23 protein-coding genes are annotated in these 19,942 nt (G+C 67.2%); 10 read left to right on the plus strand and 13 right to left on the minus strand.

Translation table 11 applies throughout. The features are described 5' to 3' along the window. The first annotated feature begins 88 nt into the window (after positions 1-88). On the plus strand, positions 89-1,048 hold the full coding sequence (locus tag BMZ17_RS15085) for an NmrA/HSCARG family protein (RefSeq protein WP_093140054.1): 960 nt from the start codon (positions 89-91) through the stop codon (positions 1,046-1,048). Between the two features lie 307 nt (positions 1,049-1,355). Here BMZ17_RS15085 and BMZ17_RS15090 read toward each other — a convergent pair whose 3' ends face one another. From BMZ17_RS15090 to BMZ17_RS15120, 7 genes are all read right to left on the minus strand, one after another. Next, a complete protein-coding gene (locus BMZ17_RS15090; protein ID WP_093140057.1) occupies positions 1,356-2,624 on the minus strand; it encodes an RNA polymerase sigma factor in 1,269 nt (422 codons plus the stop codon). 69 nt (positions 2,625-2,693) lie between these two features. Then, positions 2,694-3,092, minus strand: a complete 399-nt coding sequence (locus BMZ17_RS15095; RefSeq protein WP_093140060.1) for a DUF1801 domain-containing protein — start codon at positions 3,090-3,092, stop codon at positions 2,694-2,696. Continuing rightward, complete coding sequence (locus BMZ17_RS15100) at positions 3,092-3,751, minus strand: dihydrofolate reductase family protein (protein WP_093140064.1); 660 nt, start codon at positions 3,749-3,751, stop codon at positions 3,092-3,094. The genes BMZ17_RS15095 and BMZ17_RS15100 overlap by 1 nt, the downstream gene beginning before the upstream one ends. Before the next feature lie 10 nt (positions 3,752-3,761). Continuing rightward, on the minus strand, positions 3,762-4,118 hold the full coding sequence (locus BMZ17_RS15105) for a DUF1428 domain-containing protein (RefSeq protein ID WP_093140068.1): 357 nt from the start codon (positions 4,116-4,118) through the stop codon (positions 3,762-3,764). A 43-nt stretch (positions 4,119-4,161) separates the two neighbouring features. After that, positions 4,162-4,563 (minus strand): VOC family protein, encoded by a 402-nt coding sequence (locus tag BMZ17_RS15110; RefSeq protein WP_093140072.1) that lies wholly within the window; start codon positions 4,561-4,563, stop codon positions 4,162-4,164. A 10-nt stretch (positions 4,564-4,573) separates the two neighbouring features. Next, positions 4,574-4,990, minus strand: a complete 417-nt coding sequence (locus tag BMZ17_RS15115; RefSeq protein WP_093140075.1) for a VOC family protein — start codon at positions 4,988-4,990, stop codon at positions 4,574-4,576. Between the two features lie 25 nt (positions 4,991-5,015). Further along, on the minus strand, positions 5,016-5,435 hold the full coding sequence (locus BMZ17_RS15120; RefSeq protein ID WP_093140078.1) for a YciI family protein: 420 nt from the start codon (positions 5,433-5,435) through the stop codon (positions 5,016-5,018). Positions 5,436-5,648: 213 nt separating this feature from the next. Between BMZ17_RS15120 and BMZ17_RS15125 the strand changes: the two genes are divergently transcribed. Then, a complete protein-coding gene (locus BMZ17_RS15125) occupies positions 5,649-6,056 on the plus strand; it encodes a YciI family protein (protein WP_093140082.1) in 408 nt (135 codons plus the stop codon). Positions 6,057-6,155: 99 nt separating this feature from the next. Next, entirely contained in the window at positions 6,156-6,464 is a 309-nt protein-coding gene (locus BMZ17_RS15130) for a hypothetical protein (protein WP_093140085.1), read from the plus strand. Between the two features lie 6 nt (positions 6,465-6,470). On the opposite strand, the gene BMZ17_RS15135 is transcribed toward BMZ17_RS15130, so the two are convergent. After that, positions 6,471-7,889 (minus strand): UdgX family uracil-DNA binding protein, encoded by a 1,419-nt coding sequence (locus BMZ17_RS15135; RefSeq protein ID WP_093140088.1) that lies wholly within the window; start codon positions 7,887-7,889, stop codon positions 6,471-6,473. Positions 7,890-7,893: 4 nt separating this feature from the next. Here BMZ17_RS15135 and BMZ17_RS21180 point away from each other — a divergent pair, with 4 nt between their 5' ends. Next, positions 7,894-8,175 carry a hypothetical protein gene (locus BMZ17_RS21180; RefSeq protein WP_175485627.1) on the plus strand — a complete coding sequence of 94 codons (282 nt, stop codon included), beginning with the start codon at positions 7,894-7,896 and terminating at the stop codon, positions 8,173-8,175. A gap of 35 nt (positions 8,176-8,210) precedes the next feature. Here the strand turns inward: BMZ17_RS21180 and BMZ17_RS15145 are convergent, their stop codons facing one another. Further along, entirely contained in the window at positions 8,211-9,455 is a 1,245-nt protein-coding gene (locus BMZ17_RS15145) for a putative DNA modification/repair radical SAM protein (RefSeq protein WP_093140091.1), read from the minus strand. Positions 9,456-9,657: 202 nt separating this feature from the next. On the opposite strand from BMZ17_RS15145, the gene BMZ17_RS15150 reads away from it, so the two are divergent. Continuing rightward, positions 9,658-10,086, plus strand: a complete 429-nt coding sequence (locus BMZ17_RS15150; protein WP_093140094.1) for an XVIPCD domain-containing protein — start codon at positions 9,658-9,660, stop codon at positions 10,084-10,086. A gap of 13 nt (positions 10,087-10,099) precedes the next feature. Here the strand turns inward: BMZ17_RS15150 and BMZ17_RS15155 are convergent, their stop codons facing one another. The 4 genes from BMZ17_RS15155 to BMZ17_RS15170 form a co-directional block, all read right to left on the minus strand. Further along, complete coding sequence (locus tag BMZ17_RS15155; protein WP_139202949.1) at positions 10,100-13,090, minus strand: bifunctional diguanylate cyclase/phosphodiesterase; 2,991 nt, start codon at positions 13,088-13,090, stop codon at positions 10,100-10,102. Between the two features lie 201 nt (positions 13,091-13,291). Beyond that, positions 13,292-14,212, minus strand: coding sequence for an oxygenase MpaB family protein (locus tag BMZ17_RS15160; protein WP_093140099.1), 921 nt, complete (start codon positions 14,210-14,212; stop codon positions 13,292-13,294). Between the two features lie 133 nt (positions 14,213-14,345). After that, entirely contained in the window at positions 14,346-14,639 is a 294-nt protein-coding gene (locus tag BMZ17_RS15165) for a hypothetical protein (protein WP_093140102.1), read from the minus strand. A 208-nt stretch (positions 14,640-14,847) separates the two neighbouring features. Then, positions 14,848-15,186 carry a hypothetical protein gene (locus BMZ17_RS15170; RefSeq protein WP_093140106.1) on the minus strand — a complete coding sequence of 113 codons (339 nt, stop codon included), beginning with the start codon at positions 15,184-15,186 and terminating at the stop codon, positions 14,848-14,850. A gap of 219 nt (positions 15,187-15,405) precedes the next feature. On the opposite strand from BMZ17_RS15170, the gene BMZ17_RS15175 reads away from it, so the two are divergent. From BMZ17_RS15175 to BMZ17_RS15195, 5 genes are all read left to right on the plus strand, one after another. Beyond that, positions 15,406-15,987 carry a hypothetical protein gene (locus BMZ17_RS15175; RefSeq protein WP_093140110.1) on the plus strand — a complete coding sequence of 194 codons (582 nt, stop codon included), beginning with the start codon at positions 15,406-15,408 and terminating at the stop codon, positions 15,985-15,987. A gap of 107 nt (positions 15,988-16,094) precedes the next feature. Then, positions 16,095-16,799 carry a glycosyltransferase gene (locus BMZ17_RS15180; RefSeq protein WP_093140113.1) on the plus strand — a complete coding sequence of 235 codons (705 nt, stop codon included), beginning with the start codon at positions 16,095-16,097 and terminating at the stop codon, positions 16,797-16,799. A 190-nt stretch (positions 16,800-16,989) separates the two neighbouring features. After that, positions 16,990-17,694, plus strand: coding sequence for a DUF899 family protein (locus tag BMZ17_RS15185; protein ID WP_217645822.1), 705 nt, complete (start codon positions 16,990-16,992; stop codon positions 17,692-17,694). A 75-nt stretch (positions 17,695-17,769) separates the two neighbouring features. Next, a complete protein-coding gene (locus BMZ17_RS15190) occupies positions 17,770-18,720 on the plus strand; it encodes a GAF domain-containing protein (protein ID WP_093140118.1) in 951 nt (316 codons plus the stop codon). Positions 18,721-18,745: 25 nt separating this feature from the next. Then, positions 18,746-19,939, plus strand: a complete 1,194-nt coding sequence (locus BMZ17_RS15195) for an FAD-dependent oxidoreductase (protein WP_093140122.1) — start codon at positions 18,746-18,748, stop codon at positions 19,937-19,939. The last annotated feature ends 3 nt before the right edge of the window (positions 19,940-19,942 follow it).

Here is a 19,942-nt window from a genome sequence, read left to right on the forward strand (position 1 = left end):
TCCAGGCTCCTTGGTAGCCTTAAGGTGCGTAATTGAATGCAGGGATACAATGTATACCATCGGAGACCCTTCAATCACGAGGTCTCCCATGCACGCTTCAGACACCATCCCTGAAATCAACGGCCCGGCAGTCCATGACAGGATCGTGCTGGTCTTCGGCGCGACCGGCCAACAAGGCGGCGCGGTCGCCCACGCGCTGGTCAACGCGGGCTGGAAGGTGCGTGCCTTGGTTCGCGACCCAAGCAGCAGCGGCGCTCAGGCGTTGGCTGCAACTGGCGTCGACGTGCGAGCCGGCGACCTCGCTGATGAGGAATCCATCGAGCGTGCAATGGAAGGCGCATATGGCGTATTCAGCGTACAGCCAAGCTCGGGACAGGGCGCGGCCTACAACGTGTCGGATGAGGACGAAATCCGCTACGGCTGTGCGATTGCCGACCTCGCTGTTGCTTCAGGAGTGCAGCACCTGGTGTACACCTCGGTCAATGCCGCCGGCGAACAGCAAACGGGCATGGGTCACTTCGATAGCAAGTCGAAGATCGAAGCGCATATCCGCGGCCTGCGCCTCAAGGCCACCATCATCCGACCCGCTGGATTCATGGAGCTCCTGATGCTGCCCGGGATGGGCCTGGACAAGGGCCACTACGTCTCGTTCGTTCGTCCCGAACAGGCTGCCCAGCTCATTGCAGTTCAGGACATCGGAAAGATCGTGGCAGGGATCTTCGCTGCGCCAGACCGGTACGCAGGTAAAACCTTTGAGATCGCTGGCGACACGATCACCGGTCACAGCCTGCAGCAAAGCCTCAGCGCCGCGATCGGCCATCCCATTCATTACAGCCGATTCCCGAATGCCTTGCTGCAAGAGAACGTGTTCCTCGGGCGCCTCGCCGAGCTATTCGACGACGGCCGTCTTTCGGGCCACGCTGACATTCAGGCGCTGCAAGCGGAGTTCGGTGCGCTCACATCCTTCGACGCCTGGCTGCAGGGCGCCGGTAAACCCTTGCTTGAAGCAGCGCTGCAAGCAGGCGACGCACCAATCGCACTGCGCTAGCGCGTGGCGACAGTGTCGGCGAGTGTTTAGAGCCGGGCGCTCAGCTGAAGCAAATGCGTGGTCGCCGCAGGAGACGGAGGCGAGCAGCTGATGGAAGACCGGATCGCATCATGGCCGCTCGCAGGAGCATTGCCCGCTTCTGGAGCGCTCACTTCCATTGCGATCCTCTGGTCACACGCCTTAGCGGCACTCGATGGTGAGATCCCGCCTCGATATCGCGGCCACGCGATTCTCATCGTGGTGGCTCACCTCCTCGAAGTGCATGGCCATGCACTTCGAGGTGCGCGAGCGTTCGCCTCGCAAGCCTTCAGGCGCGCCCTTCGTCTGCGCAGGCGGCGGCGCGCGCCTGCATCTGCGCGGCTTCGCGGGCGTTGCGGGTCAGGGTGGCGGCGTGTTCGAAACAGGCGCGGGCTTCGGCGCGGCGGCCGAGGCGTTCCAGCAGATCGCCGCGTACAGCTGGCAATGCGGGGTAATCGCGCAGGGCGGCTTCTTCGAGCAGCGTGTCGGCCAACGCCAGGCCGGCCTGGGCACCTTCGGCGCGGCCCAGCGCGACGGCGCGATTGAGCTGTACCACGGGCGAAGGCAGCACCCTCGCCAGCAAGCCGTAGAGCGCAGCGATGTGTCGCCAATCGGTGTCTTCGCTGCGCAGCGCGCGTGCATGGCAGGCAGCAATCGCGGCCTGCAGCGCATAGGGCTCGCTGCCGCCGCCCAGGCGTACGGCGCGTTCCAGTGCCGCCAGGCCGCGGCTGATCTGCAGCCGGTCCCAGCGGGCGCGTTGCTGCGCTTCCAGCAGGATCGGGCTGCCATCGGGTGCGGTACGCGCGGCGGTGCGCGAGGCCTGCAATTCCATCAGCGCCAGCAGTCCGAACACTTCGGGCTCGCCCGGCATCAGGCCCGCCAGCACGCGGCCCAAGCGCAGCGCTTCGGCACACAGCGCCGGACGCATCCAGTCCTCGCCGGCGGTGGCCGAGTAGCCTTCGTTGAAGATCAGGTAGATCACTTCCAGCACCGCATCCAGCCGCTCGGGCAGCTCCTCACGACGCGGCGCTTCGTAAGCGATCTGCTTCTGCGCCAGGGTGCGCTTGGCGCGGACGATGCGCTGGGCCACGGTGGCTTCGGGCTGGAGGAAGGCACGCGCGATCTCGTCGGTGGACAGGCCACCCAGCAGGCGCAGGGTCAACGCGACGCGCGACTCGGCCGGCAACACCGGATGGCAGGCGATGAACACCAGCCGCAGCAGGTCGTCGCCGATCGCATCGTCCAGCTGGCGATCACTGTCAGGCCCGGGCATGGCCTGGCCGTCCAGTTCGTAGGCGAGCTGTTCGTGCTTGCGCTGGTGCAGCTGCTGCTGGCGTAGGCGGTCGATGGCACGGCGTTTGGCGGTGGCCATCCACCAAGCGGCCGGATTGTCGGGCAGGCCATCGCGCGGCCAGTGTTCCAGCGCGGCAACGAGCGCGTCCTGGGCCAATTCCTCGGCCAGGTCCACGTCGCGCAGCATGCGCGTGAGCACGGCGATCACCTTGGGCGATTCCATCCGCCAGAGCGTGTCGATGGTGCGAGCGGTGTCGGCGGCCATGGTCGGCGATCAAACCACCGGCTCGCGACCGGCGCAACCACGCCGCAGCCGTGTCGCCGCGCGCACCAATCAGACCTGCGCGATCCACTGGCGCAGCACCGCGTTCAGCGCCAACTGCCTGGCCTGCAATTCCGCGAGCGTGACGAACTTCAGCGTCGCCCGCTCCGGCCCCAGCCAGGTCAGCAGGCTTTCGGGATCATCGACATGCAGCGCGTCGGCGCGGGCCTTCGCGCCGCGATGCAGGATCAGCTGCACCACGCTGGGATCGCGCAGGTGCAACGTGGCGAAATGCTCGCGCGTATGGAAGCTCGGCGCATTCCATTTGATCGCCTCGCCGACTGTCGGATCGAGCGCCTTGAGCTGCACTCGCAGCGCTTCGATCACGGCAAGCAGCGGATGCGTGCAGTTCGCCATGAAGGCGGCGACGTCATCGCCCGATCCGGCTGCACTGGCGCCGCGCGCGACCATCAGGCGCCTTCCAGCCCCAGCCGCCGCTGTAGTTCTTCCGGCGGCGGAGTTTCCAGCATGAAGGAACCGTAGCCGCGCGCTTCGCCCACCTTGTAATGCTGGAACACCACGCCCGTATCGAAGCGCAGCGTCTCCAGCAGTTCCAGCCCGGCCGGCACCGTACCCTCGGCAAACAGCTTGCGCCCCTGGCCCAACAGCACGGGAAACCACCACAGCCGTAGCTCGTCCACCAGCCCTGCCTGCAGCAGCGTTTGCACCAGGCCCAGGCTGCCGTGGACCTGCAGCTGCTGGCCCGGCTGCCCCTTGAGCGCGCGCACGGCTTCGACGACATCGCCTTCGATCCGCGATGCGCCTTGCCACGCAGGCGACAGGGCCGAACCACTGGCCACATGCTTGGGCACGCGGTTGAAGCGCGCGGCAATCGGATCGTCATCGCCGACATGCGGCCAGTGCGCGGCGAAGATGTCGTAGGTGCCGCGCCCCAACAACAGTGCACTCAACGAATCGATCCACGCGACCTGCACGTCGATCATCGTCTGGTCCCAGTACGGCACCGACCAGCCGCCATGTGCGAAGCCGCCGCGACGATCCTCCTCCGGACCGCCCGGCGCCTGGGCCACGCCATCCAGGGTGAGGAACGTGCCAACCACCAGCTTCATGCGCGTACCCTCATGCCTGCACCAGCGGCTTGAACCCGCCCCAGAACATGCGCTTGCCGTCGAAGGGCATGTTGTGCGGTCCCCACGCGCTCATGCGCGGGTCGTTCATGGCCAGCTTGTTGACCTTGTCGCGATGCGCGCGCGACTTGAACACGATGTAGGAAAACACCACCGTCTCGCCGGGCTTGGCCTTCACCGCCTGCGGGAACGAGGTGGTCTTGCCGGGTTTGACGTCGTCGGCGATGCACTCCATGTACTGCAGGGCGCCGTGTTCCATCCAAAGCTTGGCGCCCAGGCGCGCCATCTTGCGATAGGCGGCCAGGTTGGCGTTGGGCAGGGGGATCACATAAGCATCGACGTAAGCCATGGGGCTGTCCTCTTTCGTTGCGGAATGGGATCGAACGGGTGGATCAGTGCGGCGGCGCGCCGAGCATGCACATCACTTCCCAGTGATGGCCGTCCAGGTCAGTGAAGCTGCGCCCGTACATGAAACACAGGTCCTGGGTGGGCTTGGGTTCGGCGCCGCCGGCCTGCAGCGCACGGCCCACCAGCGCATCCACGCCGGCCTTGTCCTCGGCCGACAGGCACATAATTGCTTCTGTGTGCGTGGATGTGTCGCAGATCTCTTTCGGCGTGAACGTGCGGAAGAACGAATGCACCAGCAGCATCACGTAGATCGTGTCGCTCAGGACCACGCAGGCCGCGTCGTCGTTGGTGAACTGCGGATTGATCGTGTAGCCCAGCGCCGTGTAGAAGGCCTTGGCGGCCGACAGGTCGCGCACGGGCAGGTTGATGAAAATCTGGGGCGGCATCGTCGCGTCCTCAGGCCGGCTCGGCGTCGACGTTGATCATCCACGGTGTGCCGTAGCGATCGGTCAGCATGGCAAAGCGCTTGGACCAGAAGGTCTCGCCCAGCGGCATCTGCACCTGCGCGCCCTCGGCCAGCGCGGCATAGATACGTTCGGCATCTTCCACGCTGCCCGGGTGCAGGCTGACGGTCATGCCGTGCGGCGGCTTGTAATCCTGCGGCGGGCAGGCATCGGAAGCCATCAGCCGCACGTCGCCGGCCACCACCATCGCGTGCATCACCGCATCGTCGGGCATGCCCGGCATCTTCGCGTCCGGCGGCGCTTCGCCCACGGTGAACATCGCCACGACCTCGCCGCCGAGCGTCTTGGCGTAGAAGGCCATCGCCTCGCGGCAGTTGCCGTTGAAGAACAGGTACGGGGTCACGTGCATGTCATCGCTCCTTGGAAAGAAACACTCAGGGATTGCCGGTGGTGCGTTCGCGCAGGCGGGTTTCCTGCTCGCGCAGTTCAGGGGTCATGGCCTCGCCGAAATCCTCCATCTCGAAGACCGGGCGCAGCTCGACCTCGACGCCGCCATCGAAGGGCGCGCGCTTGAGCCATTCGATCGCCTCGTCCAGCGAGCGCACCTGCCACAGCCAGAAGCCGGCGATCAGCTCCTTGGTCTCGGCGAACGGGCCATCGATGACCCGGCGCTCCGTGCCGTCGAAGCGCACCCGCGCACCGCGGCTGGAGGGATGCAGGCCATCGCCGGCCAGCATGATCCCGGCATTGACCAGGTCTTCGTTGTAGCGGCCCATGGCGGTCAGCAGCTCGGTCGGCGGCATGACGCCGGCCTCGGACTCGGCACTGGCCTTGACGATCACCATCACTTTCATCGCAGGACTCCTGGCAGGCGGATGGCCGGTGAAGCGGATCTTCGCCGGTTTGCATGACCATGACGAACCGGCAGGGCGCGAATCGACACGTGCCTGAAAACTTTCCGACCTGTCATTGATCGAGGGGGCGCGCCATTGCGCAGTGTGTCAGGGCCTGAGACGGGTTCTGGGGCATGATGCGGCCCTGACCGAGGCCACGATGCGGGAGCCGCCATGCAGTTCTTGATACTCATCAACACCGACCAGGAACTGGTGGATGCCCTGCCCCCGGCCGAATACGACCGGCTGATGCGTGGCTGCTTCGAGCACGCCGACCAGCTCAAGCGCGAAGGCGTGCTATTGGGTTCGCAACAGCTGGAAGCGCCCAGCACCGGCCGCTCGATCCGCGTGCGCAACGGCCGCACCAGCGTGGTCGACGGGCCGTTCGCCGAGACCAAGGAGCTGCTGGCCGGCTTCAACCTGATCGAGGCCGCCGACCTGGACGAAGCCGAGGCCATCGCCCGCACGTTTCCGTGGGCCGCGGTGGGCTGTATTGAAGTGCGCCCGGTGCGCGACATGGGCCTAGTGCGCGCGCGCGTCGGCGCGCAGGCCGGTTCGCTGGAGCTGGTCCAGGCCGGGTGAATGCCACTGCTGCAGCGTCGCCCTGTGACGCTTGACGCCTGCTTCACCGCACCGGCTCCTACAGTGGACGCCACAGGGATTCTTGGGGCACGGGGACGCATGCACGCCAGCACGCCGACGACCGATAGCAGTGGCGCACGCGCCGTCGTGGTGGACATCACCCAGGAACTGCGCTGGTGGCGCACGTTCTACGCGCAGTATCCGCAGGGGCGGCCGGTGTTCTCGCAGGCCGAGCCGACGCTGAAGTTCGCTTACGACAGTTACCTGTTGCGCCCGCACGAGCGCCTGGACGCGCTGTGGCCGGACATCCACCAGCGTTATGGCCAGTTGCCCGCGCACGAACGCCTGGACTGGCCGCGCGCCGAGCAGGTCATCGGCGAAGTCTGGCGACGCATCCTGTCGCCCTGAACCGCGTTACTGCGGCAATGCGGCCGCCAACAACGCGAGATCATTCTTGAACAGGGCCAGCGCCGCCTGGCGCGCTTCGCCTTCCGGCTGACGCAACACCCACGACGGATGCAGCGTCGCCAGCGCACGCGCGCCTTCAGCCATCACGCGCCACTGGCCACGCTGCGCCATCAGCTGGAAGTCGCCGCCCAGCACCGTGCGTGCCGCATTGGCGCCCAGGCACACGATCAGCTGCGGGTCGATCCGCGCCAGTTCCTGCTGCAGCCACGGCCGGCAGGCCTGCACCTGCGTGCTGGTCGGGTTGCGATGCAGGCGCCGCTTGCCGCGCTGCTCGAAGCGGAAATGCTTCACCGCATTGGTCAGGTACAACGTGCGACGGTCAATGCCCAGTTCCGCCAGGACGCGGTCCAGCAGCTTGCCCGCCGGCCCGACGAACGGCCGCCCGCTCAGGTCTTCCTCATCGCCGGGCTGCTCGCCCATCAGCACCACGCGTGCGTCGTCCGGCCCCTCGCCGAACACGGTGCGCGTGGCCGGCTGCCACAGTTCGCAGCGCCGACAGGCGGCTGCCGCAGCGCGCACGGCATCGAGCGAATCGTCGGCGGTGAGCACGGGCTCGGCTGGCGCTTCGGGAATGCGGCGGCGCGGCAGTTCCGGGGCACGCTCGGCCATCTCGCGCACGCGCGCACCGGCGTTCTGGATCAGCTCGGGCAGCAGCTGCGTCTCGGGCAGGTGCTTCCAGTATTTCTGCGGCATCTCCGAGCGCATCATCGTGGGGTTGAGCCGCGCCGGATTGAAGATGTTGGCGTAGTAGGTGCGCCAAAGCGACTCGCGCGCGTCGTCCTCCGGCGCATCGGCGCGCACGCCGCCCGGCCCGAACGCCAGCGCATGGCCATCCCAGTGCGCACTGCGATACGGCGTCAGGATCGCCCAGCGCATGCCCGCAAAGCGCCGCGCGAAGAACGGCGCCACCCGATCGACGATGTAGTGTTCCGGCTCGAACCACGCCACGAACGCCTCGGTCTCGCCCGGCACCTCGCGAAACCGCACGAAGGCCTTCATCTTGTGTGTATCGCGCCGCACCGATTTGGCCAGCACCTCGGCGCGATGCACGTCCGCATCGGTGGCATGGTCCAGCAAGCCGCGCTCGCCCTGCCCCATCCGCCACAACAGCCGATACAACAGCGCATGCCGCTGCGGATCGCGATGGCACAGCACCGCATTGGCCAGCGCCATGAAGTCCGAAGACACCCGCGGCGCTTCGCGCACGGCCGGCAGCGCCGCCACGTCCTGCCCGCCGATCAGACTGCCCTGCGCATCACCATTCCACTCCACCGTCTCCGGCGGCACTTGCGCACACCATGCCGCCCGCGCCGCAACGCGCCATGCTTCCAATTCCCACGGCGGCTCGACGCGCGCAACGAACACGTCAGTGAGCCCGAGCCGCTACACCAGCACGCGGCCTGTTGCTGTTGCTGTTGCTGTTGCTGTTGCTCAGCTTGTGATCTACCCGAGCCGTAAAGCGAGCCGAGCACCGCTGGAAACGGCCGAAGAGGCGCGGGTGTCTGAGCGAAGCGAGTTCCCGCGCCGTGCCGTTTCCGGCGAGGAGCACAGGGCACCGGTGCGCAGCAACGGCGAGTGTCCGGCGAAGACGGTTTTGCTTCCTTTTGCCAAGACAAAAGGAAATCGCACCTTCAGGCGCGAAAGCTCTTGAGCTTCTACCTTTAGAGAAGCGGCGAACAGCAAGGTTCAAAACAACCCCATCTGCCTTGGCTTCGGCGCCAACACCGCCCGCAGCTTCATCGGATCATCCAGCGCCGCGCGCGGATGATGATCCACCACCTGCACGAACGGCAGCACGTTCTTCATCGGCAGCCGCAACCGCGCCAGGTCTTCCACCCGCAAGCGTGCGAACCGGCGCGAGGCGATGATCCGTTCCACATTGCGCGTGCCGAGCCCCGGCACGCGCAGCAGCAGTTCGCGCGGCGCCACGTTCACATCGACGGGGAAACGCTCGGGGTGGCGCAGCGCCCAGGCCAGTTTCGGATCGATATCCAGGTCCAGCATGCCGCTGGCGGCATTGGACGGCGCGATCTCGTCCACCGAGAAATCGTAGAAGCGCAGCAGCCAGTCGGCCTGGTACAGCCGATGCTCGCGCTGCAACGGTGGCGCCTGCAGCGGCAGCTTGCTCGACGCGTCGGGAATCGGGCTGAAGGCCGAGTAATACACGCGCCGCAGCCGGTAATTGCCGTAGAGGTTGGTGCTGGTCTGCAGGATCGCGCGATCGTCCGCGTCATCGGCGCCGACGATCATCTGCGTGCTCTGCCCGGCCGGCGCGAAACGCGGCGGCTTGGCGCGGAGCTTTTTTTCCTCGCGGCGCTGCTCCTTGTTCTCCTCGATGCGCCAGCGCAGCTCGCCCATCGCCGCGCGGATGCCGCCCGGCTTCTTCTCCGGTGCCAGTTGGGCCAGGCCGGATTCGGTCGGCAGCTCGACGTTGATGCTCAGGCGATCGGCATAGCGGCCGGCGGCGGCCAGCAATTCCGGCGCGGCATCGGGAATGGTCTTGAGATGGATGTAGCCGGCGAACTTGTGGTCCTGGCGCAAGCTGCGCGCCACTTCCACGAGCTGCTCCATCGTGTAGTCGCCATTGCGGATGATTCCGCTGGAGAGAAACAGGCCTTCGATGTAGTTGCGCTTGTAGAAATCCAGCGTCAGCTGCACCACCTCGGCCGGCGTGAAACGCGCGCGGCGCACGTTGCTGCTCACACGATTGACGCAGTAGGCGCAGTCGAACACGCAAAAATTGGTCAGCAGGATCTTCAGCAGCGACACGCAGCGGCCGTCGGGTGTGTACGAATGGCAGATGCCCATGCCTTCGGTGCTGCCGATCCCGCCAGTGCCCAGCGAATGCCGCTTGTCCGCGCCGGAAGAGGCGCAGGACGCGTCGTACTTTGCGGCATCGGCGAGGATCGCGAGTTTGTCGGTGACGTTCACCCGTCCAGCATGCCCAGCCCATGTCTCAATCCGTGAGACCGCGCCGTGCCGCCACGCTGAACACGGCAACGCTTTGCTGACATCGGCCACCGCACGCTGGTTTAGGATCGCCTGCGGCGACCGTCGATGGCGGCGCCAGGAACAGGATCGCCGCCACGCGCGGCCGGGTGGAAGGAACCTCCCGTTTGAATGGAGACCTCGCATGCCCCTCGACACCGATGCCCCGTCCACCACGCCGCGCCCCGATGATGCGCTCTATCAGCAGTGCGCCAACGGCGTGCGCCAGATGGAAGCGCAGCTGGGCCGGCCCTACGACGACAACAGCGAACGCCTGAGCGCGAGCCTGGCTGTGCTGGCGCATGAAAGCGGCCTGCAGCGCGTGGACCATGTGCTGCTGTCCGAGCGCAACGCCCAGGTCGGCCAGGGCGAACACGTGTTCATCGTGCAAGGCGCGTTGGGCGACCCGGCGCAACTGCGCGCGCACATGCGCACCGAGGATGCAGTGGCGCTGACCGTGCAGCAGTCCGTCGCCAAGCTGCAGAAGCTGCAGCAAGACCACCAGCTCGCCGCGTCCATCGCACCGGTGCAGCACGCAGAGACGCCGCAGCTGGACCCGCACCGCCTGCGCTAGGCGTGCCTCAGCTTCAGCGCGCGGCGACGCCCTGCACGCGCTGCAGGGCCAATTCCAGCGGCTGTGGCCGGCCCAGCAGGTAGCCCTGCACCTGGTCGCAGCCGTGGCGCTGCAGCCATTCCAGTTCTTCTGGCCGCTCGACGCCCTCGGCGATCATCACCAGGCCCAGGCTATGGCCCAGCTGCAGCAGCGCGCGGCAGATGCTGGCGTTGCGCGGGTCGCGGTCCACGTCGCAGACGAAGGTGCGGTCCAGCTTGATCGAACTCAGCGGCAGGTGGCGCAGGTAGGACATCGACGAGAACCCGGTGCCGAAGTCGTCCAGTGAGATGCACACGCCCGCATCGCGCAGGCGCTGCATGATCGCCATGCCCTGCTCGGGCCGGTTCATCAGCACCGTTTCGGTCAGCTCCATGTGCAGCGCCAGCGGTGAGATGCCGGCCTGTGTGCAGGCCAGTTCCAGCTCGCCGGCCAGGTCGGCCTGCAGCATCTGCACGGCCGAGACGTTGACCGCCACCGGCAGGTCGCCGCAACCCTGGCGCTTGAGCCAGGCCTGGGCCTGCGCGGCGCGGCGCAGGATCCAGCTACCCAGCGGCACGATCAGGCCGGTGTCCTCGCACAACGGGATGAACTCGTTGGGCGGGATGTCGGTGCCATCGCGCTGCGGCCAGCGCACCAGCGCTTCGAGCGCGGCGACGCTGCCGTCGGCCACGCGCACGATCGGCTGGAAGTGCAGCTCGAATTCGTTCTGCTCGATCGCAGTGCGCAGGCGCGCGGCCATGCGCAGGCGGTCGCTGTAACGCCGCGCCAGTGCGCCGTCGTAGCGTGCGATCTCGAAGGCCGCCGATTCAAGCGCATGCGCGGCCAGGGCGGCGTTGTCGATGATGCGTTCGGCGCGCTGGCCGCTGCCATCTTCCTCGGCCAGGCCGAAGCGCGCATCCAGGCGCTGCATCGAGCCGTCGCTGTCGCCGATCGGCTCGCGCACCGCTTCGATCGCCGCTTCGATCGCGGCGGCCGCGTGGTGCGGGTGGACGATGGCCAGCACAAAATCCTCGTCCGGCTGGTGCGCCGCCAGGCCGAAATCATCGGCCCACTGCTGCAGACGCGCGGCCAGCGTGCGCAACACGTTGTCGGCGGTCTCGCGCCCCAGCGAATCGCGGATCGGCTGCAGCCCGCGCAGCTGCAGGTAGACCACCTGGTAACCGGGATACACGCCCTGGTCGAGGCGGTCGCTCAGGGTCTGCACGTTGATCAGGCCAGTGGTCTGGTCATGGCGCGCGCGATAGGCGAGTTCCTTTTCGTACTCGATGCGCTCGGACACGTCTTCGGCCAGCACCAGCCGCGCGTCCTGCCCACCGAAGCGGATCTCGCTGCCGTGGATGCGCGCCTGCAGGGTCGAGCCATCCTTGCGCCGGTGCTGCGACACGTGCGCGTCGTCGAAGCCGGCGGCCGCGCCCTGGATCAGCTGACCGGGCTCGCGCAGGCCGCCCGGGCAGATGTCGCGCAGCTGCATGGTCAGGAATTCCTCGCGGCTGAAGCCGTACTGCAGCGAGGCGGCGCGATTGACTTCAAGGAAGCGCTGGGTACGCGCGTCGTGTACCCAGAACGGCAGCGGATTGCGGTCGAAGATCAGGCGGAACTGGCGCTCGGCATCGGTGACGCGCGACATCGCCTCCATGCGCTCGCTGATGTCCACCAGCGTGCCGGTCATGCGCAGGTGGCCGTGGTCGTCCTCGACCACGCCGCCGCGGGCCACGACCCAACGCTCGGTGCCGTCATCGGACACCAGTCTGAACTCGCTGGAGAACGCGCTGCGGCTGCGCCAGGCGCTAACGAAGCGCTGCCACAGCATGCCGCGATCCTGCAGATGCACGTGGCGACCGAAGCTGCGCAGCGACGAGGTCTCTTCGCCGCCGAGCCCGAACATACTGCTGATGTCGCCGCCCCAGGCCAGGTGCCCGCTGCCGTGTTCCAGCGCCCATGCGCCGACCTTGCCGGTGTGCTGGGCCAGGCGCAGGTGCTCGCTGTTGCGCTGGATGTGGTGCAGCAACTCACGCTGGTCGCGATCAGCGCGGCGCACCGCCCGCAGCATCACCAGCAGCATCGCCCAGTACAGCAGGTACAGCACCAGCGCCGCACCAACGAACTTGAACCATGGCACCAGCGCCTCGCGCGTGGACAGGCCGGCCCACACCTGCAGCGGATAGGGCTTGAGCAACCGCACCGCGACCACGCGCCGCAGCCCGTCGATCTCGCTGGTGCGCTCGGGGATCAGCGTGCCGTCGTTGTGCAGTTCTTCCGAGGACGGCCCGGCCACATGGCGGCCCACCACGTTGTTGGCGCTGGCCAGGCTGCGCGCCAGCAGCACGTCGCCCGGTCCGACCACGCTGGCCAGGCCGTCGCGACCGGTATCCAGGCCGTCGACCATGGCCTGCAGTTCGTCGGTGTAGAGGCGGGTCAGCAGCCAGTGCGATGGCGCTTCGTCGCCATCGGCCGGCATCGGCAGCGCGATCGGCAGCACCCAGCGCCCGCTGGCCAACGCATAAGGCTGCCCGAAGCGCAGCGGATTGCGATCGCCATGGGCCGCCGCATCGATCCAGCCGGCGAAGCCTGGATCGCCCTGGCCGGTGGTCAGCGCCGTGCCGTCGTGGTCGACCAGCACGATGCTCTGGATTTCATGGTGGCGCGAGACGACCCCGGCGATCGATTCGCTGATCAGCCGAGGCGCCTGGTCGGGCACGCTGGCCATGAGCTGGTGCGCATCGCTGCTGATGCCGCCCATCGCGCGCTCGATGTTGCGCAGTTCCAGGGTAATGACGCGTTCCAGCCCGGCGACGAGCGCCTGGCTCTGGCGCTCGGCGCCTTCAAGCCGGTTGCGGCGGTCGCTGACCACCCAATAGCCCAGGCCGATCGCCAGCGCCGCCGCCAGCAACAGGCCGAACCGCAGCACCGTGCGGGCCTGCACGACCGAGCGGAATGGACGATGGCGTGAATCAAGACGATCCATGTTGGCGCGCACTTGGACGGGTTCCCCGTTTCCCACTGTCAAGCAAGCCCGGACGCCGCCATGCCCCGCTCCCCGGGATACGACGGCTTGTCCGGAGCATACGCTGTTGATGAACGGAATTGGCACGCCCGGTATGGCCGCAGCGTGCCGTGGGTGCCGGCACCGCCACGCGGCCGCAATGAAGCCGGTCCGATGCCCGCCTCAGCCATGCGGCCAGTCCCGAAGATCGGCGACCGGCACGCCGACCCGCGCGCAGGCCCGCGACGCGACGCCATCGGTCAGGGCCATCCGGAACAGCGGCGCCATCCCGCGTAGCGTGGTCGAGGCCACGGCGGCCCTGGCGCGCTGGCCGGTACCGAACCCCAGCATCGGCGGCGCCCATGCGGGCAACAATGCCGTCGCCGCGCCCAGGAACAGATCGCGCGAGACACCCGCGACCGGCACCGGCAGCCGGATCCGGGCCAAGATCTCCATCACCTCGCGCGAGCGCGCATCGAACCGCAGCTGCGGCTGCATCGCGGCGAAGTACGCCTGGACCTGCGCCTGCGACGCCGGCACCTGGGTTGCGCCGAGCGCCTCGGCGACCCGGCGCACCTCGTCGTAGTAGCGGTCGGCCATCGGCTCGGGCACCGCCCGGCAGTAGCGCCGGTAGCCCTGCAGGAAGCCATGTGCCTCGGTCACGTGGACCCAGGTCAGCAGGTCCGGATCATCGGCCGCATAGGCCTGCCCATCGGCGGTGCTGCCGCGGATGTGCCGGTGGATCTCGCGGACCCGCGCGATCAGCTGCCCGGCCTGGGCGGTGGCCACGTAGGTGGTCCCGGCGACGAAGGCCGTGGTCCGGCGCAGCCGGCCGACCAGGTCCTCGCGAAAGTTGGAATGGTCGTAGACCCCGGCCAGCGCGCGCGGGTGCAGCGCCTGCAGCATCAGCGAGGACAGCCCGCCGGCCAGCATGCCCGGGAAGTCCCCGTGGATCCGCCAGGTCACGCTCTCAGGCCCGAACAGGCCCGGGTCTCCGGCCGGATGGTCGTAATCCAGCCCGGACTGGCCCCGTGGGAACGCCCCCAGCACCCAGCGGCGAATGGGCTGCGTGGCAGGCCGGACCAGCGTTCTCAGCATCGACATTTGGCTATCGTACCGATGACCCGGCCAACCCCGAAGCGCACCGGCGGGCGCCAACCCGAGCAGAAGCACACATGAGAAAGGCGCCCTCGCAGGCGCCTTCGCTCGTTTCAGGAGGGGCTCAAAAGCCCGGCCTTCAGCCCTTGATGCGCTGCCAGACCTCGGCGTAGATGGTGCGCGCCTCGTCCAGCGTCATACCGCGCGAACGCACGGCCTGGGAGTTGGCGTACAGCGCCGAGCCGGTGTCCTCGTCGGTGTGAGGATGATTGAGATACACGTCGTAGGCACTGGAGAGGGCGGGCCAATACAGCTCGAAGGAGCGGTGCTGCGAGGCACGGGGCATGCGCTCGTAATGCTGGCGCCAGTACTCACGCTCACGATCGATGTCGATGAGGATGGAACGGTCGTTGTCGTCCGGCTCGTAATTCATGCGCTTCCAAGTTCAAAGGGGGCGGGGATTCCCCATCCACAAAGGCTTGCAGCGCAGTTATAAATTCCAGGTTGAGAAATGCGTGAATTTTTAGTTAAAACGAGATAAGTAGATGACACAGTTCACACTTTCACGCACCGTGGCCGGTCGGACATCCGATGCACGGCCGCAACCAACGCGCCATCGCGCGTGCCGCGGAACCCTCAACTCAGGCCCGTAGCACGTGCGGGTATTCCAGGCGGGTGGTCGCGCGATGGATGCGGTCCATGACCCGGCTGAAGATCCGCCCGGCCATGGTCGATTCCAGCGACAGCGCCGTCACTTCCGGCGAGTTGGCATACATCACCGCCCCGACCTCGCGCCCGACGTTGGGATGGTGCAGGTAGATGTCGTAGGCGCGGACCAGCAGCGGCCAGCAGGCCTCGAACCCCTGCAGCATCTGCCCGCATGGCAGCTCGCTGTAATGGGTCTTCCAGAAGGCACGTTCGCGGTCGATGTTGACGATGATGCACGCGGCGTCTTCGCGCCGGTCGATTCGAGCATTCATGAGGGGAGCTTCCGTGGGGGAGGAGGCGCATTCGAATTTCGGATGGGGTGGCTTATTCCCGTGTGAAGAACGCTGCAACGCAACATTCACGGCCATGACTGAAGTCGTTCACCTTCGACCTTGGTCTCACGGAATGTTGCCGATCCACAGGCTTATGCTGCGCCCAAGCGAAGGCCGCCCCGCGGACTCCGCCCTCCCAGCCACTGCGAGGATCCGAACATGAGTGACCTGTTCAAGGGCTTGAATCTCCTCATCGCCGACAACGAGCTGCACCGCAAGCCGCTGGAACAGCAGGCGGCGTACTGGTTGAGCAAGACCGATCGCGGCATCGAACACGAAATTCACCTGCTCGACGTCGCCAAGGGCCAATGGCTCGCCGGCTCGGTGATGGTCTGGCTGGGCGCGTCGCTGACCGCACTGGCGATCATTGCCGACAACCTGTGGGAGCACAGCTACAACCCCAGCTTCGCCAAGATCGTCTTGGTGCTGCTGATCTGGGTGGCGATGCTGTTCGTGCTGTGGCTGATCGCGCAGGTGTTCGACCAGAAGGCGGGCTTCTCGCGCTGGGTGACGGCGTTCTCCAGCCGCGAACCGGTGACGGCGGAAAACGATTCGGTCGAGCAGATCCAGGAAGCACTTGACCTGGCCCGCACGTATCCGGAAATCCTCGAATACAAACAGCGCGTAGTGGCACGCCGCCCGCTGCGGCATGAGGACATCCGCATCATGCGCGAGATGGGTCGCCAGCGGCGGCACGCGGAAATCGCGCGCGAGCTGACCCAGCTGGGCACCATCAGCTGACGTCGCAACGCCTCGCTAGGTGATCGAAAACGCCGGGACCGTCCCGGCGTTTTCTTTTTGCAGAGCGCGTGACACTGCGCAGCACCTGGCCATGCCACGATGCGCCGATGCTGTCGCTGATCCTGCCCGCCCACGATGAAGCTTTAGTCCTGCCGCAGACGCTGTCGGTCCTGCAGCAGGCCGTGTTGGAAGCCGTCATCGACGCCGAGATCATCGTGGTCGATGACGCCTCATCCGATGACACGGCGGCCTTGGCGATCGCTGCCGGCGTGGAGGTCATACGCATCGAGGCGCGCCATATCGCCGCCGCGCGCAATGCTGGTGCGACGATCGCACGCGGCGACCAGCTCTGCTTCATCGATGCCGATACGCATGTCGATGCGCACCTGTTACGTGCAGCGATGCAGGCAATGGAAGGCGGTGCAATCGGCGGTGGCGCGCGGGTCAAGCTGCAGCGCCCGGTGGCCTGGCATGCCCGGGTCGGCGAGGTGTTCTTCGGCAGCCTGCTGCGGCTGGCCCGGATCGCACCGGGATGCTTCCTGTTCTGCACGCGCGAAGCCTTCAGCGATGTCGGTGGATTCGACCCGCGCTACTTCGCCGGCGAGGACGTGGCGATGAGCCGCGCGTTGGCACGGCGCGGGCACTTCGTATTGCTGCGCGAGATTGCCTGGACGTCGCCACGCAAACTGCACACCTTCAGCGCGTGGGAACACCTGAAGCTGTTTGCATTACTGGCACGTCACGGACGCGGCATGCTGCATTCGCGCGAGCGACTGGGCTTCTGGTACGGGAATCGCCGCACGCCGCGCTGAGTGAGGCACGTGGTGAACTGATCGGCAGATCTGCGCCCATCTAGCTGAATTGCTTTGCCCGAAAACGCGGCGTGATCTTCACATCCGTCGCGCGGCTGTCGCAACGCAGCATCGCAACCTGCGGATTTTTCACGCTTCGCTTGCCTGTCGTGTTCTACACGCTGGATTCCCCAAACCCGGGAACCACGCCATGCACAGCGACCAGATGCTGGCATCGGCCACCGAACTGGCCAACCGCAACCATTACCGCATGCCCAACGAGAGCGCCGAGTACCGCGCCGCGCGCAACCTGCTGCTGGCCGAGGAGATCGACCTGCGCCGGCACATCGAACGCGTGGCCCAGCAGCGTCGCGCGCTGCCACCTGGCGGGCCGGTGATCGGTGACTATCGCTTCGAAGGCGCGCAGGGCCTGGTGGATTTCGAAGGACTGTTCGGCGACAGGCAGACACTGGTGGTTTACAGCTACATGTTCGGCCCGCAACGGGAGCGGCCGTGCCCGATGTGTACCTCGCTGCTGTCGGCGTGGAATGGCGAGGCGCGGGACATCCAGCAGCGCGTGGCGCTGGCGGTGGTGGCGCGTTCGCCGCTGCCACGCCTGCAGGCCTTCGCGCGTGAGCGTGGCTGGCGCGACCTGCCGCTCTATTGCGATCTCACCGGCGACTACAGCCGCGACTATCACGCGCTGACCGACGACGGCGGCGACGATGCGGCCTTCCACGTCTTCACCCGGCGCGATGGCACCGTGCGCCATTTCTGGGCAGGCGAGATGGGCATGGAAACCGCGGATCCTGGCCAGGATCCACGCGGCGCGCCCGATCTGATGCCGTTATGGACGGTGTTGGACAGCACGCCCGAAGGCCGCGCGCCGGACTGGTATCCCAAGCTCGATTATTGAATCTGCGCCAGCCGCCTCGCCGCCGCGCCAATGCCTGGCCTAAGCTTGGGGCTCCCTCGCCAGGACTGCTCCCGGATGCGTGACCAAGACGATGTGACCCTGCCCGACGAAGCGACACGCCAGCGCGCGCTGGATCGCCTGCGCGTGGTGGACAGCCTGCCGGAAAGTGCCTACGACGACGTGGTGCGCGTGGCCGCTGCCGTCTGCGGCACGCCGATCGCGCTGGTCTCGCTGGTGGATCGCGATCGTCAGTGGTTCAAGGCGCGCATCGGCGTGGACGCGGAAGAAACAACCCGCGATATTGCCGTCTGCGATCACGCCATCCGCGCGCCCGAGTCGCTTTTCGAAGTCGCCGATCTGGCCGAAGACCCCCGTTTTGCCGACAACCCGCTGGTCACTGGCGACATGGGCGCGCGCTTCTACGCCGGCATGCCGCTGGTGACGCCAGAGGGCGCGCCGATCGGAACCGTGTGCGTGTTGGACAACAGCCCGCGAGCATTGAGCGAAGACCAGCGCGAGGCGCTCAAGGCGTTGGCCCGCATCACGATGGCGCTGCTGGAAGGCCGCGGCCAGGCGCACAGCCAGGCGGTGGCCGAGGTGCTTCACGCTGCGGTCGGCAATGCGCCGGCCGCGGGACCCGATGCCGGGTACACGGTCGCGATCCTGGAGATCCAGGATCTTGCCGGCGCGGCCGTCCGCCTGGGCGAACGGGCGCTCGACAAGGCCTTGTCGCAACTGGACCAGCAGCTGGCCACCGCGTTGCGCAGCGACCACGGCGACACGCTGGACCGCGTCACCGGCAGCGGCGAATTCATTACCGTGCTGCAGGGCCGCGACACGCAGCAGGCGTTGGCGCAGCTGCGTGAACAGGCGATCGACCAGGCTGCGCGCGTTGGCCTGACATTGCTGGTCGGCGCCGCCGATGCCGCCAGCGCCGACGAATCGCCCGACCGCGTGTTCCTGCGCGCCGATGCGGCGCTCAGCGCCGCCAAGGACGCGACGCGTCCGCTGCGCGACGCTGCCTGATCTCACTTCTTTGCAAGGACGCCTGATGCACCGTCGCCATTTCCTGCGCAGCGCCGGAGCGCTGGCCGCTGCCGCGTCCTCTGGCGCACTGCTTGCGCAAACATCGACACCAACGCCGAGCGCGAATGCCCTGCCCGGGCAGCTGCCGTTCGCACCTGCCCGGCCGCTTGCACCGATCATCGCCCGCGCCGATCGCGTGGTCGCCGTCACCGTGTGCACGCGGCCCTTCCGCGCGCAGGGGCCGCGGATCGAAGCCGAACGGATCGGCCGGCGCACCGTCGTCCATCAGTACGGCCACGGTGGCAGCGGCTGGTCGCTGTCGTGGGGCTCGGCGCAGCAGGCGGTGCGGCTGGCGCTGGCCACCGGCGAGACCGAGATCGCGGTGATCGGCTGTGGCGCGATCGGCATCACCACGGCGCGCGTGGCGCAGGACGCCGGCCTCAAGGTGCGCATCTACGCGAAGGAGACGCTACCGATGTCGCGCTCGTTCATGGCCACCGGCCAGTGGACGCCGGATTCGCGCATCTGCACGGCCGAACACGCCACGCCTGCCTTCGAGGCGCTGTGGACGCAGATGGCGAGCGCCTCGTTCCAGCAATACCAGCGCTTCCTTGGCCTGCCCGGCGATCCGATCGAGTGGCGCAACAGCTACGTGCTGTCCGACGTGCCGTTCAACCAGCCGGCCGGCGGTGGCGGCGAGGATGACGAACCGGACTATGCCGAACTGGAATCCAAGCTGCTGCATGGCATTCGCCCGCATGGCGTACCGCTGGACGCCAGCCAGCATCCGTTTCCGGTGCCGTATGCGTCGCGCTATCCCGGCCTGATCTTCAACATCAGCGCCTACGCCAAGATGCTGATGGACGATTTCCTGCAGGCCGGCGGCACGTTTCACGCGCGCGAATTCGAAAGCCCGCGCCAGTTCGCCGACCTGCGCGAGAAGACCCTGATCAACTGCACCGGCTACGGGGCGCGTGCGTTGCTGGGCGATGAGAGCGTGATTCCCGTGCGCGGCCAGACCGCGCGCCTGCTGCCGCAGCCGGAAGTCGACTACGGCCTCTATTGGCGCGGCCACAACCTCAACGTGGTGCCGCGCCGCGACGGCATCCTGGTGCAGGCGCAGCAGCCGGGCGATTACAACAACGCCGACACCACCATTGACCGCGCGGTGACCGACGCCGCGGTGGCGCAGCTGGCCAAGCTGTTTCCGGCAGCCTGACGC

Origin of the sequence: Pseudoxanthomonas sp. GM95, assembly GCF_900109775.1 — a bacterium.
In the GTDB taxonomy this organism is placed as follows: Bacteria; Pseudomonadota; Gammaproteobacteria; order Xanthomonadales; family Xanthomonadaceae; genus Pseudoxanthomonas_A.